At 40.2% G+C, this 15,587-nt stretch carries 14 protein-coding genes; 10 read left to right on the top strand and 4 right to left on the bottom strand.

Annotated elements, in window-relative coordinates; translation table 11 throughout:
* A partial coding sequence (locus tag V5N63_RS03590; RefSeq protein WP_332032869.1) for a HEAT repeat domain-containing protein occupies positions 1 to 1,187 on the top strand: 1,187 nt, incomplete at its 5' end.
* 102 nt (positions 1,188 to 1,289) lie between these two features.
* A complete protein-coding gene (locus tag V5N63_RS03585; protein WP_332032868.1) occupies positions 1,290 to 2,615 on the top strand; it encodes a hydroxymethylglutaryl-CoA synthase family protein in 1,326 nt (441 codons plus the stop codon).
* Between the two features lie 116 nt (positions 2,616 to 2,731).
* On the opposite strand, the gene V5N63_RS03580 is transcribed toward V5N63_RS03585, so the two are convergent.
* The 4 genes from V5N63_RS03580 to V5N63_RS03565 all read right to left on the bottom strand — a co-directional run bounded on the left by V5N63_RS03580 (position 2,732) and on the right by V5N63_RS03565 (position 7,661).
* Positions 2,732 to 3,556, bottom strand: a complete 825-nt coding sequence (locus V5N63_RS03580) for a hypothetical protein (RefSeq protein ID WP_332032867.1) — start codon at positions 3,554 to 3,556, stop codon at positions 2,732 to 2,734.
* A 110-nt stretch (positions 3,557 to 3,666) separates the two neighbouring features.
* Positions 3,667 to 4,896, bottom strand: a complete 1,230-nt coding sequence (locus tag V5N63_RS03575; RefSeq protein ID WP_332032866.1) for a dicarboxylate/amino acid:cation symporter — start codon at positions 4,894 to 4,896, stop codon at positions 3,667 to 3,669.
* A 48-nt stretch (positions 4,897 to 4,944) separates the two neighbouring features.
* Positions 4,945 to 5,589 carry a hypothetical protein gene (locus V5N63_RS03570; RefSeq protein WP_332032865.1) on the bottom strand — a complete coding sequence of 215 codons (645 nt, stop codon included), beginning with the start codon at positions 5,587 to 5,589 and terminating at the stop codon, positions 4,945 to 4,947.
* The gene (locus V5N63_RS03565) at positions 5,586 to 7,661 is read right to left on the bottom strand and encodes a TonB-dependent receptor (RefSeq protein ID WP_332032864.1); all 2,076 of its coding nucleotides are present in this window, start codon (positions 7,659 to 7,661) and stop codon (positions 5,586 to 5,588) included. Before V5N63_RS03565 ends, V5N63_RS03570 begins: the two co-directional genes overlap by 4 nt.
* A 75-nt stretch (positions 7,662 to 7,736) precedes the next feature.
* Between V5N63_RS03565 and V5N63_RS03560 the strand changes: the two genes are divergently transcribed.
* The 8 genes from V5N63_RS03560 to V5N63_RS03525 form a co-directional block, all read left to right on the top strand.
* Positions 7,737 to 8,657, top strand: a complete 921-nt coding sequence (locus V5N63_RS03560; protein WP_332032863.1) for a J domain-containing protein — start codon at positions 7,737 to 7,739, stop codon at positions 8,655 to 8,657.
* Entirely contained in the window at positions 8,654 to 8,941 is a 288-nt protein-coding gene (locus V5N63_RS03555) for a chaperone modulator CbpM (protein ID WP_088469915.1), read from the top strand. The genes V5N63_RS03560 and V5N63_RS03555 overlap by 4 nt, the downstream gene beginning before the upstream one ends.
* 138 nt (positions 8,942 to 9,079) lie before the next feature.
* Positions 9,080 to 11,434, top strand: coding sequence for a GEVED domain-containing protein (locus V5N63_RS03550; protein WP_332032862.1), 2,355 nt, complete (start codon positions 9,080 to 9,082; stop codon positions 11,432 to 11,434).
* Between the two features lie 274 nt (positions 11,435 to 11,708).
* Entirely contained in the window at positions 11,709 to 12,080 is a 372-nt protein-coding gene (locus tag V5N63_RS03545) for a PadR family transcriptional regulator (RefSeq protein ID WP_265143550.1), read from the top strand.
* A gap of 4 nt (positions 12,081 to 12,084) precedes the next feature.
* Positions 12,085 to 13,791, top strand: coding sequence for a PspC domain-containing protein (locus tag V5N63_RS03540; RefSeq protein WP_332032861.1), 1,707 nt, complete (start codon positions 12,085 to 12,087; stop codon positions 13,789 to 13,791).
* A gap of 346 nt (positions 13,792 to 14,137) precedes the next feature.
* A complete protein-coding gene (locus tag V5N63_RS03535; protein ID WP_332032860.1) occupies positions 14,138 to 14,704 on the top strand; it encodes a 1-acyl-sn-glycerol-3-phosphate acyltransferase in 567 nt (188 codons plus the stop codon).
* A gap of 10 nt (positions 14,705 to 14,714) precedes the next feature.
* Positions 14,715 to 15,143: a PaaI family thioesterase gene (locus V5N63_RS03530; RefSeq protein ID WP_332032877.1), complete on the top strand. Its 429-nt coding sequence runs from the start codon at positions 14,715 to 14,717 to the stop codon at positions 15,141 to 15,143.
* A 2-nt stretch (positions 15,144 to 15,145) separates the two neighbouring features.
* Positions 15,146 to 15,587, top strand: a 442-nt coding sequence (locus V5N63_RS03525) for a chorismate-binding protein (RefSeq protein ID WP_442905772.1), incomplete at its 3' end; no start/stop codon positions are given.

Raw genomic sequence — 15,587 nt, 5'->3', positions numbered from 1 at the left:
ACGATTATCTGAAAACCAATGAATACGGCACGGGCGAAGCGCATCAGTTCCGTCTCTCGCTCGAAAAAGTTTCGGGTAAAGACCTGAACTGGTTTTTTAACCAATGGTTCTTCGGAAGCGGCCACCCGAAAGTTTCTTACACCACAACCTTCGAACCGGTGAAAAAACAGGTTCGGATAACGGTTAGTCAGGACCAGTTGGGCGGTAATTTCCAGTTTCCGCTGGCGCTTGATATCTACGAAAACGGCAAACCTTCAAGAAAAAATGTTTGGGTAAGCGCGAAAGATAAAAATGATTTCACCTTCCCGGTTTCCAAAAACCCGGATTTCATCAATCTGAATGCTGATGGCGTAATACTGGGAGAATTTACCGGCGATAAAACTCCGGAGCAGTATTTTGCACAGTATTCGAATTCCAAAGAATTTTTGAGCCGTTACAGAGCGGTAGAACATGCTGCCGAGAATAAAGGCGCCAATCCTGCGTCACTGAAAATTTTGGTGGCGGCCTTGAAAGATTCCAATTTCAGAATCAGAATGAAAGCGTTGAGTGGATTAGATTTATCAAAACCTGATCAGGCAAAAGCAGCGTTGGCAATAGTGGAAAAAATGGCTTCCGAAGATCCGAAAACTTTGGTTCAGGCGGCGGCAATTTCAGCTTTGGCAAAAACAAAAGACAAGAAATATCTGCCGGTTTTTGAAAAGGGAATGAATGCCGTTTCCAATGCGGTAAAGGGCAGTTCACTTTCCGGGATTGCAGTGGTTGATCCTTCAAAAGTCGCGACTTTGGCCAGCAACATTGATCTTGATGGTGCAAGCGACGATTTAATTGCAGAACTTTTACCGATTATTGTTAAAAATAAAATCGAAAAGCAAATGCCTGCGATTGCTTCTACGGCAGCTTTTTATCCGTTTTTGAAATTCCAGAATCCTGAATTGGGAGCCGCTGCCGAAGATGGCTATAACTGGATCATGAGTTCCGATAACCTGAAAGCGACTGAAAATGTTACCAAAATATTAACTCAGGTAAAAGGCCAGCTGGGTAATAATCCACAGGCAAAAATGATGATTGTTCAGATTCTGAAAGAAGGTCTGGCTAAAAAAATGGCAGTGTTGAAGGCAAATCCTGCCAGCCCGACCATCAATCAGCAGATCGATTTGATTAATAAAACGATTGAAGCTTACAAATAAACTTATTTATCAGTGTTAAAATTTTTGCCGGAGCAGCAGTTCCGGCAATTTTTATTTTCTCATGGAAGATAATTTTCGGAGATTTGTCTAAAATTAAGCAGTATGATTTACGGTATTGAAGCGGCAAGCTTCCACGTTCCTTCCCTTTATTTAGAAATTAAAGATTTAGCAGAAAAAAGAAACATTGAGCCTGCGAAACTCGAGAAAGGTTTGGGCTTACACAAAATGGCTTTTCCGGATGTGCATGAAGATGCAGCAACTTTTGCTGCGGAAGCTTTACTGAAACTGATTAAAGATTACAACCTCAATCCAAAAGAAATTTCCCGCATTTATCTCGGTACCGAAAGTGCCCTGGATGCAGCAAAACCTACCGCAACCTATGCGATGCAAATGGTGGAAGCAGTTCTGGAAAAGGACTTCGGAGCAAGATGTTTCAAAAACTGTGATGTGGTGGATATGACGTTCGCTTGTGTAGGCGCTGTGGACGCTTTGCAGAACTGCCTGGATTTCTGCCGTGCGAATCCCGGTAAGAAAGCCGTGGTAATTGCATCAGATTATGCAAAATATGAGCTGGAAAGCTCGGGCGAATATACCCAGGGTGGAGGCGCGGTTGCACTTCTTTTGTCAGATCATCCTCAACTTTTAGAAATCGAAAATGTGTACGGTGTAGCCACAGAAAGTGTTTTCGATTTCTTTAAACCAAGAAGGGCAGCGTTGAAATCTGATCTGAAATCTGCCGCAGCATCCATGCCCGATAAAATTGAAATTTTTACTGACGAACCGGTTTTTGATGGGCAATATTCCAACCAGTGTTATCAGGACAGAATTCGCGAAGCTTACGAACATTACAAAGAACAAACAGGAATCGAAAAACCTTATGAAAACTGGCGTTACCTAATTTTCCATTTACCCTATGCTTTTCACGGAAAAAGAGTTTTTACCGAACTTTTCAGCCTCGAGAACAATCATCCGTACGGAACTCCCGACGAGCAGAAAGCTGTTGCAAAATCCGAAGAATATTTAAGCTTCATCAACCGAAAAATTGAGCCTTCACAACGCGCTTCCTCCGAAGTGGGCAATATGTACACGGCTTCGGTTTTCATGGCTTTGCTTTCGGCAATGCAGGTGAGTTACGATAATCAGGAAGATCTGAAGGATCAGAAAATTGGGTTTTTAGCCTATGGAAGCGGTTCGAAAGCGAAAGTTTTTGCCGGAAAAGTTGGAAAATCCTGGCGCGAAGTAGTTCAGAAATGGAATGTTTTTGAGAATTTAAAAAACAGAAAAGCCATTGATTTTGAAACCTACGAAAAACTTCACCGAAAACAACTGGAATCGTCGGTAAATTCAGATTATAAAGGTTTTGGATTAAAAAAGATTGAAACAGAAAATCCGGTTTTGGTTGGATCGCGATACTACGATTATCGATAAAAATTATATAAAAAGCCGTTCCAAAAGAGCGGCTTTTTAATTTGCACGTACTGATTGTTTTTTAGAAAGCCTTATCTCCTCGTGCGATTACTATTAGCGCAGGAATGTAAAATGAATTACATATTTTCTGTTGTTTTTTCGTGTGAATCTGGTATTATCTGAGACGTTGATTTAGTAATAAAGGCTAAATTTTTCTGTTGATGAAGCTTCCATAACCAGTAAATCCCACCTAAAGGAATTCCGAAAGTCCACACCGAGCCAAGATATCCCATAAATGAAAATCCAACACCAAACAATATCTGAAAGTTCAGAAGCTTATACGAAAGGCCGTCGACCGCAGCATAAGAGATTGCCGGTACATTTAAAACAATAACTGCAAGGTATTTCAGCCATTTTCTGGTTAAATTGCTTTTCCTGATTTGTCGGATGACATAAATGTTGAATAATAAAACAGCCAATGGCAGAATTCCGAAAAGCCAGAACAGCAGCATGTTGGGTTTCTCCGCTTTTACATCAAGGGTATGAATGTTAATAATTTTATTTGAGGTGTCATCGAATAAAATCTGAAAGACGCCAATATTTTTCCCATTTGAAAATTCAATGTGAGCCAGTGTGGTATTGGGTGGTGTATTTTCGGCGGCTATGGTAGAGCGTTTCTTTTCGGCATTCATGAAGGTGTATTCAAAATTTCCATCTCCAAAATTGCTGCCTATCACTGCTCTGAACTGATCTAAACCAAATTTCAGTGAGTCCCGGTTTGTCTTTTTTGCCGTCTCGTGATCCGTTGCCATCAGATTGATACACTCGTCGTAATTTTTATCCATCAGGGCTTCAACAAAATTTTCAGTTTTGTCTTTGTAAGTGAAAGTGTTTTTAATGAAATCGCAACTTGTAAATAGAGCGAAGCTTACAAGCAGGGCAAAAGTGGAAAATTTCGTCATAAGTTGTGCTGTAAAAGATTCGGTTTTTAGGTTTGCTCACAGCATCTCAAATATGCATATATTTTTGAGATGGTCAAAAGTTATTTTTTGAGACGATGGAATTTTCAAATTTATACCGCAAAATCCTTCGGTTCTTCAAATTTTTCACCTGAAATTTTTGTTACAAACATTGCGGCAACGGTATCTCCAGTAGAATTTAAAACGGTGGCCAGTGGATCTACCAATGTTCCGATAATCATTACCGCGGGAATCGCCTCAACCGGAAGCTGGTATACCGAAATCATCAGCATTTCGCCAATATAACCTCCGTTCGGGATTCCGCCGGCTACAATACTTACAAAAACCGTGATTCCGATTGCGAGAAGCAGATTCATCGGATCGAAGAAATTTTCGCCGATAATTAAAAACGCTACATAAATTTTAATGATCGACGACATGGAGGAACCGTTTTTGTGCAGCGTACTGCCGATCGGAATTACAATGTTGGCAACTGCATCCGGCACACCGATTTTTGCGGCGGCCTGTAAATTGGCAGGCATTGTGGCGAAACTGCTGCAGGTTGAAATGGCCGTTAAACTCGGATAAATATTGTTTTTCCAGAATTTCTGAACACCGTCTTTTCCTTTCGCCATGAAAGCGTAAATTGTAAAAAACAGGAGAAAGTAAACCGTTCCGGCAATGTAATAAAGTCCGAGCGGCTTCGCATAAAATCCGAAAAGCTGAGGTCCGACGGTCGCAACCTGATATGCGAAATACGCTCCTAAACCAATGGGAGCGGCTTTCATGACGATGAGCAGCAGTTCTTTCATTACCTCGTAGCCTGAAGCAAGAAATTGCCGGAACGGTGCCCCGGAACCACCTGTTTTTCTCACTGCAGTTCCCGTAAGAAAAGCAAATATTAACAAAGCCAGCATGTTTTTTCGGGAAAAAAGTTCGGTGAATTCACCCACGGTAAAAAAGCTTACAATCCGGTCGCCCCACGAAGTTTCGGCTCCGGTATCGATTGTTTCACCAGAAGTGGAAGGTAAAGCTTCTGTCGGAAAAAAATAAACTGCCGCAATGGTAAACAGAGCAGCAATAATGATGAAAAGCAGAAATGTAAAAATCATAGAAAAAATTATTTTCCCAAATTTCGACTGATGCTCTAACGATGCGATAGAATTGGAAACTGCAAAAAATACCAGCGGTACCACGCTCACAAAAAGTAAATTCAGGAAAATATCACCCAGAGGTTTCAGGTAAATGACCGCAGCCGGAAAAAAAATGCCTATAAAACTGCCTGCAGTAATTCCTGTCAGAAGCAGAATAATTCCCGAGTAGTTCTTTAGAACGTCTTTCATGTTTTAAAATTTAATCAAAGATATTGGTAAATTTCTTTTCTCGGGAAATTAAACAGTCCATTCATCATTAATGAGGGCTACAAGGTAATATTTGCCCTGAAATTCCTCAAAAACAAAACGCAGAGAATTCCAGTCCATGCCGCTGTATTTCTCAGATCCGGGAATGTAATTTTCAGTGAAATCAGCGTTAGGATAAATCTTTAACAAGTTATTGAGTGAATTTCCTTTTCCTTTAAATTCATTCAAATAAAATTGAGCTTGCGTGAAATCTCTTTTAAAAACCCACTGTTGTAAATAATTTTGCAGCGAAACCACAAGCAGATCGCCTGTTCCGTCTTTTTCTCCCCAGGTAAATTTCGTAGGCATTGAAATATATCTGTTGAAATCTTCCCGGGAAAAATGTTTGTCTTTTTCAGGCTGCACATACGCGTACATCGAAAAACGTATGCCCTTATGTGGATGTATGAACTGCGAAAAACGAGTGTAATCATTTGATTTTAAATAAGATATAATTTCGCCGTTGATGTTTTTCAAGATATTTTCTTTCGTCTGTTTTATGGGCTCTCGAACGGATTTTAAAGAACCAGTTACCGGAACATCTGCCGAATTATTCTGTGCAGGTTCTGAGTTTGGTTTTTCTTTGGTACAGCTGGCCAATAATGTGATCAGCATGGTGTAAATAAGTTTTTTCATAGCGGTGAGTTTAGTGTTAAATTTATGCCAAGCAAATAATTTCTGCCTGCCGCAGGGTTATAAAACCGGTTGCCAAAAGCGTTCGTGTCATAGCCCAAACTGTACGGTGTGTTATAAATATTCTGAATGCTCATGCATAAACTTCCATTGAAAGTTCTTGATTTCAAAAGATAGCTGGCAGAAATATTGCCTATAAAAGAAGGTTCTGCAAAGACAGAATTGGCATCGTTCAGTGGAATTTTCGAGGTGTAAAAATGTGCGATATCTATTTTTAAACCCTGCAACAGTTCAATATTCATCAGATGTTGCAAAGAGGTGGAGGGAACGCCGGTGAGTTGATTACCTGAAAAATCAGCGCTGTTTTTGATGTAATTTTTAAAGATGAAATCATAAAGATTACCTGCGAGATAGAACTTTATGCTGTTCAGTAATTTGTTGTTGATGTGAATTTTTCTGCTCTCTGCAACAAATTCAATTCCTTTTTGAACCGTTTCTCCGGCATTCACAAAATATTCCTGACCGTTGTCGTTTTCCCTCCTTACTATCGCGTCTTTAAGCCTGAAATCGAAAAAACTCAGTTCAGTAAACAGTAAATTTCCCCACTGTTTTCTGATGCCGATTTCTTTATTCCACCCAAATTCCGGATTCAGACTGCGGTTGATTTCCTGCGCTGAAGAGCGGAGTTCTTCGGTTGTGGGAGCAGAATTTCCCTTGCCAATTTTTCCGCGTGCAGAAAAACCATTTCCCAACAGATATGAAATCCCCAGATTCGGCAGAAATTCATTTTTAAATTTTCTGTTGCCTGATGTTTGTTCCGGAAAAATGCTTTCCCAACGGTACTTCATTAAGTTTAGGCTTCCGGCAAGGTCGATCGTCAGTTTTTCTCCGAAGACAGCTTTTTGGGAAAGGAAAACAAAACCGCTGTTGGCAGATATATTATCAAAATTCTGCGGATTCGTCGGAACTCCAAGCCTGTTATCGAAATTTCTGATGATTGCTTTTGCGGCCGCACCTTCGAAACCCAGACGTGTTTCATAAACGGAATTCAGCGATTTTTCAGCGAAATTTAAATGGGTACGAACGGTAAAATTGTTTTCAAATCTTTTTTCGAAATTGGTGATAAAAGGGTTTCGGAAATCATTATAATTTCCTTGCACTACAATAAAATGACTGAAATTTTCAGTAAAATTGATAAGATTAGACAGTCCGGCAAAAATCATTTTATTATAAATACCGGCCTGCTGTTCCGCGGCTCCCGGAAGTGTGGCAGTTTTTGGCCGGGCCTGCCTGGGATTTTCCTCCATTTGGGCAAGCGTTAGTCCACCAGGAGTTTCGTAATGAAGCTTGGAGAGTAGGAGCAGCACGTGGAACTGGTTGTTTTGGCCATAGCGATACCGGTCGTTCAGAAACATGAATTTTCTTTGCAATGCAGCGTGGTCACGGTAAGAATCTGTGGTTTCGTAACTGGTATAGACTTGCAGAAAATGATTGTTAAACTGCTCAGCGAATCGAATTTTTCCTTTATAATGACTGAAGCTTCCGGCTGAAATGCCAAAACTTTTTTCTTCTGAATTTTTTGTCTGAAGCAAAGCTGTTCCGCCTGTTACTGCTCCGAAATCTCCACTTTCAGGACCTTTGTAAATTTCAATTGATTGAAGGATTTCCGGATCCAGAATATTCAGATACGTATTTCCCGCAGCGTCTGTGAGGGAGAAATCATCAAGATAAATTTTCACATTTCTTACCCCGAACGGAGACCTCAGCGTGCTTCCCCGAATCGAAAAACGGTAGCTTCCGGGGGATCGTTCTTCCATTTTACTTCCCGGCAAGAGATTTAATGATTCCAAAAGGCGGCCGGGTGCGTTCTGTAAAAGAAAATTTGGATCCGCTACAGATACCGATTTGGTAGCGGTGATGAGTTTCGCCGGTTTACGGTAGGCATCAAGCTGAACTTCAGAAATAAGCATTGCCGAATCCTGCACCTGTGAGAAAACAGGTACATAAAAAATCAGGAAAATTAATGGCAAGCCTTTGAAAAACAATGAGATAATTTTTGAGCTAAAATAAAACATTCACTTTAAAGTTTAACAGTTCTTTAAATTAAGATTGCAGCAAAATTTCCTAAATTTGAATAAATCAATGATACTATGGCTTATATAGATTATTATAAGATTTTGGGAATCGATAAAAACGCGTCGGCCGAAGATATTAAAAAAGCTTACCGCAAACTTGCAAGAAAATACCACCCCGACGTGAATCCCGGCGATAAGGAAGCTGAACTGAAATTCAAGGAAATCAATGAAGCCAATGAAGTACTGAGTCACCCGGAAAACCGTGAAAAATATGACAAATACGGTGAACACTGGAAACATGGCGAAGAATATGAAAAGGCCAGACAGCAGCAACAGCATTCGAAACAGAGAGCGAGTTATGGTGGATTTTCAGGTGCAGATTTCGGCGAAGGTGAGGATTTTTCAGATTTTTTCCAAAGCATGTTTGGTGGAGGCGCAGGTAGCGGTTTTGGCAGAAGTGCGCGGGGAAGTACATCCGGAAAATTCCGCGGTCAGGACATCTCTGCAGAACTGAATCTTCACCTCCGCGATGCGGCTACCACTCATCAGCAAACTTTTGAGATTAATGGTAAGAAAGTACGGATTACGATTCCGGCCGGAATTGCCGACGGACAGAAGATTAAACTCAAAGGCCACGGCAGCCCCGGTTATAACGGCGGCCCGAACGGAGACCTGTATATTACCTTCAATATTGCAGAAGACCCTCATTTTAAAAGAAACGGCGACCAACTGAGTGCGGAGGTGATTGTTGATCTTTATACGGCTGTTTTGGGTGGCGAAGTGAACGTGAAAACTCTGGATGGCAGTGTAAACCTTAAAGTAAAACCCGGAACACAGAACGGTACAAAAGCGCGATTGAAAGGAAAAGGTTTTCCGGTGTATAAAAAAGAAGGCGAGTTCGGAGATCTGGTGGTGACGTACCACGTAAAAATTCCTACAAATCTATCTGAGAAAGAAAAAGATTTATTCCAACAACTAAAAGATTTACAGCGATGAGCGAGAGAATATCACGGGAAGAACTCGTAAAGATTTATAATATAGAAATTACTTTTTTTGATTCTCTTGAAGAAGCGGGGCTGCTAAAGACCGTGACCGAAAATGAAGTAAAATATCTGCTTTATGATGAACTTGAATTGTTCGAAAGGTTTGCGAACTGGCATTATGATCTTGATGTAAATCTCCCCGGTGTGGAAGTGATCCACCATCTCCTTCAGAAAATGGAAAAGCTTACGGCAGAAAACAGAAGACTGCTGCAGCATATGGGGAGTGATTCTTATTAGATTCAGTTAAAAATCTATTCATTGAAGGTTTTTTTGGAATTGACAACCTTATTGGGGTTTTGTTTTAAATTTACAAAAGATTTTAGCTTTTAGTTGAAATTAATTTTTAAATTTGGTGTCAATTAACAATTAAATATTATGAAGAAATTTTTACTTTCATGCTTTTTGGCATTGGGATTTGGTGCAAATGCACAGTACGCCTATGTAGGCAATTTTGAAGATCCGGGTTACAATACGACCATTTACAAACAGTTTGGTGGCGGAAGCCGAACCACTGCAGCTGCATGTAACGGAACGAACGGGGGGCAACTCGCGATCAGCTCATCGGCAACACAAACAGGTTATATGATCGATCTGAGCGAAATAGGACAAACCGGAAATGGACAAAAAATTGACGTAAGCGTAGGTTATAAAAAGGCATCAACGGTTACGGGTACCTTAAGCTTAGCCTATTTTGTTCTGAACACGGCGACAAATCAGTGGTCGGTAAATACTTTCGGAACTCCGGTTACTTTAACTTCTGCCGCAACCACAACTTGCGCTACTTTAAGCGGTACAATCCCTGCCGGTATCATTCAGCCGGGACAGGTTTACGGAGTAGGTGCTTGGTTTGTAAGAAGCGGATCAACTTCCGGAAATATTTATGTAGATGATATTACAGTTAATCAGGAAGTTGTTACTACTGTCCCTGCATGTACTACAATCAATTATCCTGCAAACGGATCTACCATATCAGCAGGAAATTTATCTTTGGCATGGGATGCAGTACCAACCGCAGTAAGTTATGATGTGACGGTAGGAACGACTCCGGGAGGATCAGATCTTGTAAATATTACAGTTGGGGGTACTACTACCAACCTTACTTTGGCAACCAACACTACGTATTATGCAAAAGTTACTCCTAAGAACCTGAACGGAAGTGCTGCGGGATGTACTGAAATATCGTTTACAACAAATAATGATATCGGTTATTGCGGTCCAATTACTGCCTCAGCAGTTACGTATCCTATTTCTTCTGTTTCTCTTAACGGTGTAACCAATACGTCATCGGCTGCCACAGGAGCACCTGCACACGAAGATTTTACATCGATTGTTCTACCTGTATATGCTGATATTCCTAACCAACTTACAGTAGCAGCGACAGGTCTGGGAACAAACAGGTTTGGGATGACCGTGTTTATCGACTGGAATAACGACGGAGATTTTAATGATGGCGGTGAACAGTACTTTACCACGCCACCATTGGTTGGAGGAACAGGTGCAACAGTAAATTTGGCAGGAAATATTGCAGTACCGAATGGGGTAAGTTTGGGTAATAAGAGAATGCGAATCAAATACAATTTCAACAGTTCTACAACTGCACTGATCGACGCTTTACTAAACCCATGTGCTAATTTAGGAAATGGGCAGGTTGAAGATTACACGCTATCATTACTGAATCCGCCATCAGCTCCAATTTGTGCAAGTGTTAGTCTGCCAGTTTCCGGATCAACAGATTTCCCGGCAAACGGAACTATTACGTGGAATACTGTTCAGTACGCAGCGGGATATAAAGTATATATTGGTACGACCCCTGGAGGAACCGACATTGCAAACGGAACGGTAGTTACCGGGACTACTTATAAGCCCGCTTTACAGGCTAACACCATGTATTACTTAAAGGTAGTACCGTATAACACTGTTGGCGACGCTGCAGGATGTACAGAGATCAGTTTCACCACTACCACAGTTCAGTATTGCGGACCACTAACATATTCTACAGTGGAGCCTACAACGAACGTAACTTTTGCAGGGATTAACAATACAACTTCTGCAACGGTAGGCGGAAGCCCTGCCCACGAATTCTTCCTGGATAAAATAGGGACGGTGTTGACAAATACGACTTATCCTATTTCAATGAATGCGAATACGGACGGGACTACATTCAGACATTTCTTTGCTGTATTTATCGACTGGAACCAAGATGGGGATTTTGATGATGCCAATGAGAAATATTTTACAACTCCTGAAACCTTTAAATTTGTTTTGGGCTCGGATGGAGTAAATGGAACTCCGGCAGTAGGATCTATCGTAGTTCCTGAAGATGCAAAATTAGGACAGACAAGAATGAGGGTTAAATCTGCTTATTACGGTAGTACGGGCCCAAATACAGAACCTAACCTGAGTAATTTTGCCAATGCATGTGTTACCACGGGCTCCAGCTTTGGACAGGTTGAAGATTATACGATTCAGGTGAATTCAGCGACTCAGGGAACATCTAATGTTGATAAAGCCAAGGTTTCTGTATATCCTAATCCATTCCACGATGTTTTAAATATTTCAGATGTGAAAGGAGTAAAATCTGTATCTGTGAACGATGTGGCAGGAAGATTAGTGAAAAATATGAAAGCAGATGCTCAACTTAACCTTTCGGATCTGAAGACCGGCATGTATATCGTGACATTACACATGGAGGATGGTTCTGCTAAATCATTTAAGACTATTAAAAAGTAGTGTTTTAATCTTTAATTACTAAATAATTAAATCTGTCTCATTATTGAGGCGGATTTTTTTTGTTTAATCTAAATGGTGAAATCGTTTCAAAGTGCTTATTATATTAGTTTTTAAAGGTTTTCAAAAATACATCAAGAAAGAATTTTTTAAAAATTTTAAATTTTTTACTACTTTGTATTGCATAATACTAAAATAATTTTATATCTTTGCATTGTAAGATTGATAGGATGAGAAATCCTTTGCAAATTAGAACCAATTAATAACCTAAAATAATATGAACACAGAAAACACCAAAGCGCAAATGCGAAAAGGAATTCTGGAATTCTGTATTTTGAGTTTGATCGACAGAAAAGAAATGTACGTTTCCGATTTGATTGATGAACTTAAAAAAGGAAAACTGGATGTGGTGGAAGGGACGCTATACCCGCTACTCACAAGACTCAAAAACGGCGAATTCCTCGCTTACCGATGGGAAGAATCTACCGGAGGTCCACCAAGAAAGTACTATCAGATAACAGAAAAAGGTAAGTTATTCCTTGCCGAACTGCTGAATACCTGGAAAGAACTTACCGACTCAGTAAACCAAATTACTAAAAACAATAACTCAACGGACGCACCTGAAAGCTCGTTCCACCCAAACTCTTAAAAATATGAACAAGACACTCTCAATAGGACTTGCCGGTTTCTCCTTCACGATCGAGGAACACGCATATATTAAACTCAGCGATTATCTTGCCGCGCTCAGAAGCTCTTTGGATGCAAACGAAGCTGATGAGGTAATGCACGACATCGAAATCCGGATGGTTGAAATCTTCAAAGATACTTTAGGAAAACGTGAAGTCATCAATGATACTGATGTAGAGAAAGTTATCTCACAAATCGGTAAGCCGGAGCAGATCGAAGAACAGGAAGAGGCTTACTTTTCTGACAAATCTTCAAGAAGAGACCACAAAACTACAGGAACGTTCACCGGCCAGAAACAGCTGTTCCGCGACCCTGAAAAACAGAAAATCGCAGGCGTGTGCGCAGGTTTAGCACATTACGTGGGGATGGATGTAAGCGCCATGCGCGCCATTTGGTTAGGAATCGCAATCCTTGGAGTTTTCACGGCAGCAATTTCAACTTCACTGATTATTTTGATTTATGTAATTCTGTGGATCGTTTTACCAAAAGCAGAAACCGCAACAGATTTCCTGAAAATGAAGGGAAAGCCCATGAACTTCGACAATCTGAAAAACGAATCCAACAAACTGGTTCAGTTTGCCAATGAATCTACACAGAGAGTCGGAGAAATTTATCAAGAAAACAAACCTTACATCAACAATGCCGGGAGCGGAATCTGGAATGTAATCCGTTACATTCTGGGCGGAATCTTCGGATTGATGGCATTAGGTTGCATCATTGGAGCATTCTTTATCTTCGGACTTTTCGGAAGTATGGAGCTCTCACCGATGCGTGAATTCAACTTCCTTTTTGAAGATGGCGGAATGAGCAATGTGCTGTATGCCATGATGCTGATCGGGACACTTATCCCGGCAATTCTCTTCAGTTTACTTTCCATTAAACTCATTTCTCCTAAAACACAGCTCAGAAATGTAGGATATGTACTCGGTGCGTTATTGCTGATTCTTATCGCTTTCGGAACTTATTTCGGAATTAACATGGCTAAAAAGGACATGATTTACAAAGGTCATAAAGAAGATACCGAGAATGTGGCCATCAACACCACTTCCGACAGTCTGTATATTGACGTGAAGCAAATCACGATTCCGCAGAACTTCACCGCTTACGATGACGATATTTTTTCAGACAAGCAGATGGTTTACGAAGAAAATTATCCTTACGTTGATGTAACAAGAAGCGCAACTGCTACGGCGCCATATTTAATCATAAAAAAAGAAGGGAAGGGTTATAATATTCCGATCCAGCTTAATGTACCGGTAGAAACTCAGGATAACAAAATATTGCTGCCCAATTTTGTAAAATACCCTTACCAGGACCGCTTCCGCGATTATAATGTTAACTATGAACTGGTAGTTCCGATGAGCACCAAAGTTTTCAAAGTGAAAGAAAATGCACTGAATCTGGACGGCGATCTGGATGGCGACGGAGTTCAGGATGACGATGACGACGATGCGCATGGCGTAGTTATCGAGAAAAATAAGATCAAGATAAATGGATCTACCATTCAGTACAGTTCCTCAGATAAAGACAGCGTCATTATCAATGGGACCAAAATGCCGAAAGCAGAGGCCGATAAAATCATCGATTCCATGAAAACAAATATGGGCAAAATGGAAAATGTTGACATCTCCATTAAAGACGGAAAGAAAGAAATATCCATTAAAACCAAATAATGAGAGTGGATGAGCAAAGGCGGAGGATCTGCTCCACAGAAAAATCCGCTTTTCGCTTGTTCATTTCAGGTTTAACCAAAATTTAACATCCGGATTGGTATTTTCATTAAAAAAAATACTAATTTCGTAACGCGAATTTAATCAAGTTAGTAATCACACTCAAAAACCTCAATCATGGTACAGTTCGTTTTAGAAATCGCAATGAGAATCATTGATTTCGTTAGCAGTTTATTTTAGTTAGAATTTTAATTCAATATATTTGTAAAGTATAACCAATACCTTTGGTTATACTTTTTTGTTTAATAAGAAACAGTAAAATTAAATTCCTTTCCCGGAATCAATTGATATGAAAAAACTCATCGGAAAACTCATCCTGAAACTTATCGGCTGGAAAATTGTTCTCGAAGGCGATGTAAATAATCTTAACCGTTGTATTCTTGTCGTTGCACCACATACTTCCAATCAGGAATATCTTCTTGGCAATCTTGCGTATTGGGCACTCGATAAACCGTTGAAAATCATTATCAAAGATCAGCACACAAAAGCCTGGTACGGCGGAGTGGTAAAAGCGCTGGGCGGAATCGGGATCGACCGTTCCCAGAAAAACGACCTCGTGAAATTTGTGGTTGATCAGTTCAAAAAAGAAGATTTCAGTCTGGTGATTACCCCGGAAGGAACAAGAAGCTGGGTGCCGAAATGGCGCAAAGGCTTTTATCACATGGCGATGGCGGCAAAAGTTCCGATTATTGTGGCAGCAGGCGATTTCAAAACGAAACAGATTCATCTTGGCTATGAAATTTCGGTGAAAGATCTCGAAACCCGCTCTTTCGAAGATATTATGCAGGAAATGGAAGATTATTACAAAAAAATTACACCCAAATATCCTGAAAACTGGAATCCTAAAATCTATTAAAAACTAAATGATGAACGAAGATAAAAAGAACGGAATTCTGCACAAACTCAACAACTGGGGCGGCGATAATTTGGGTAAAACACTGGGAATTATTTTCACTGATGTAACCGATGATACCCTTACTGCCACTATGCCGGTAACACCAAGAGTTCATCAGCCTTTCGGCATTCTTCACGGCGGCGCAAACTGTGTTCTGGCCGAAACGCTTGGCTCCTGTCTTTCTGTTTTGCACGTAGATACAGAGAAAGTGGTGCCTGTGGGAACCAATATCAATTCCAATCATTTACGCAGCAAAAAAGACGGAATGGTCACCGGAACTGCGAGATTTATCCGCAAAGGAAACACCATGCATGTCTCCGAAATCGATATCCGCGACGAACATGGTCACCTGATCAATCATACCACCATGACCAATAATATCATTCCGCGTCCCAAATAAAAATGATTTTCTTTAGATTTCCTTTTTCCGAAATTATTTACACTACAGATGAAACTTCAGCTTCTGAGGCAGTGTCTTTTCTGTCATTCGATCAGTCAGAAAAATTAGATTTTAAAGGAAATATCAAAGCAATATCAATAAGTGAGTTTTTAAATCATGAAATTTTTAATGATGATTTGAAAATGGAACTCCTTGATTTTAGAGAGGAAACATCGGAAGAGTATCAGAAGAAGTTATTGAATGTAATTGACTTCATTAAAGAAAATCAACTTTCCAAACTCGTGATTTCCAGACGAAAACTGGTAGAATTCAACGGTTCAAAACTCAGTCTTTCCCAAACCTTTCTGAATTTATCTGAATCCTACAAAAACGCTTTTGTGTATTTTTTTATTAAAGACGGAAAATGCTGGCTGGGCGCTTTTTCAGAATTATTAGGAAAATTTG

The organism is Kaistella sp. (genome assembly GCF_032060305.1).
GTDB classification, from domain to species: domain Bacteria; phylum Bacteroidota; class Bacteroidia; order Flavobacteriales; family Weeksellaceae; genus Kaistella; species Kaistella yananensis.
Note: the sequence above shows the minus strand (reverse complement) of the source record. Positions and strands in the feature narration are given on the sequence as shown.

Coding starts and splice junctions, on each gene's coding strand:
- V5N63_RS03540 (WP_332032861.1), top strand. CDS start 12,085: ATGAACAAGACACTCTCAATAGGACTTGCCGGTTTCTCCTTCACGATC.
- V5N63_RS03570 (WP_332032865.1), bottom strand. CDS start 5,589: ATGAAAAAACTTATTTACACCATGCTGATCACATTATTGGCCAGCTGT.
- V5N63_RS03545 (WP_265143550.1), top strand. CDS start 11,709: ATGAACACAGAAAACACCAAAGCGCAAATGCGAAAAGGAATTCTGGAA.
- V5N63_RS03575 (WP_332032866.1), bottom strand. CDS start 4,896: ATGAAAGACGTTCTAAAGAACTACTCGGGAATTATTCTGCTTCTGACA.
- V5N63_RS03560 (WP_332032863.1), top strand. CDS start 7,737: ATGGCTTATATAGATTATTATAAGATTTTGGGAATCGATAAAAACGCG.
- V5N63_RS03585 (WP_332032868.1), top strand. CDS start 1,290: ATGATTTACGGTATTGAAGCGGCAAGCTTCCACGTTCCTTCCCTTTAT.
- V5N63_RS03565 (WP_332032864.1), bottom strand. CDS start 7,661: ATGTTTTATTTTAGCTCAAAAATTATCTCATTGTTTTTCAAAGGCTTG.
- V5N63_RS03535 (WP_332032860.1), top strand. CDS start 14,138: ATGAAAAAACTCATCGGAAAACTCATCCTGAAACTTATCGGCTGGAAA.
- V5N63_RS03550 (WP_332032862.1), top strand. CDS start 9,080: ATGAAGAAATTTTTACTTTCATGCTTTTTGGCATTGGGATTTGGTGCA.
- V5N63_RS03530 (WP_332032877.1), top strand. CDS start 14,715: ATGAACGAAGATAAAAAGAACGGAATTCTGCACAAACTCAACAACTGG.
- V5N63_RS03555 (WP_088469915.1), top strand. CDS start 8,654: ATGAGCGAGAGAATATCACGGGAAGAACTCGTAAAGATTTATAATATA.
- V5N63_RS03580 (WP_332032867.1), bottom strand. CDS start 3,556: ATGACGAAATTTTCCACTTTTGCCCTGCTTGTAAGCTTCGCTCTATTT.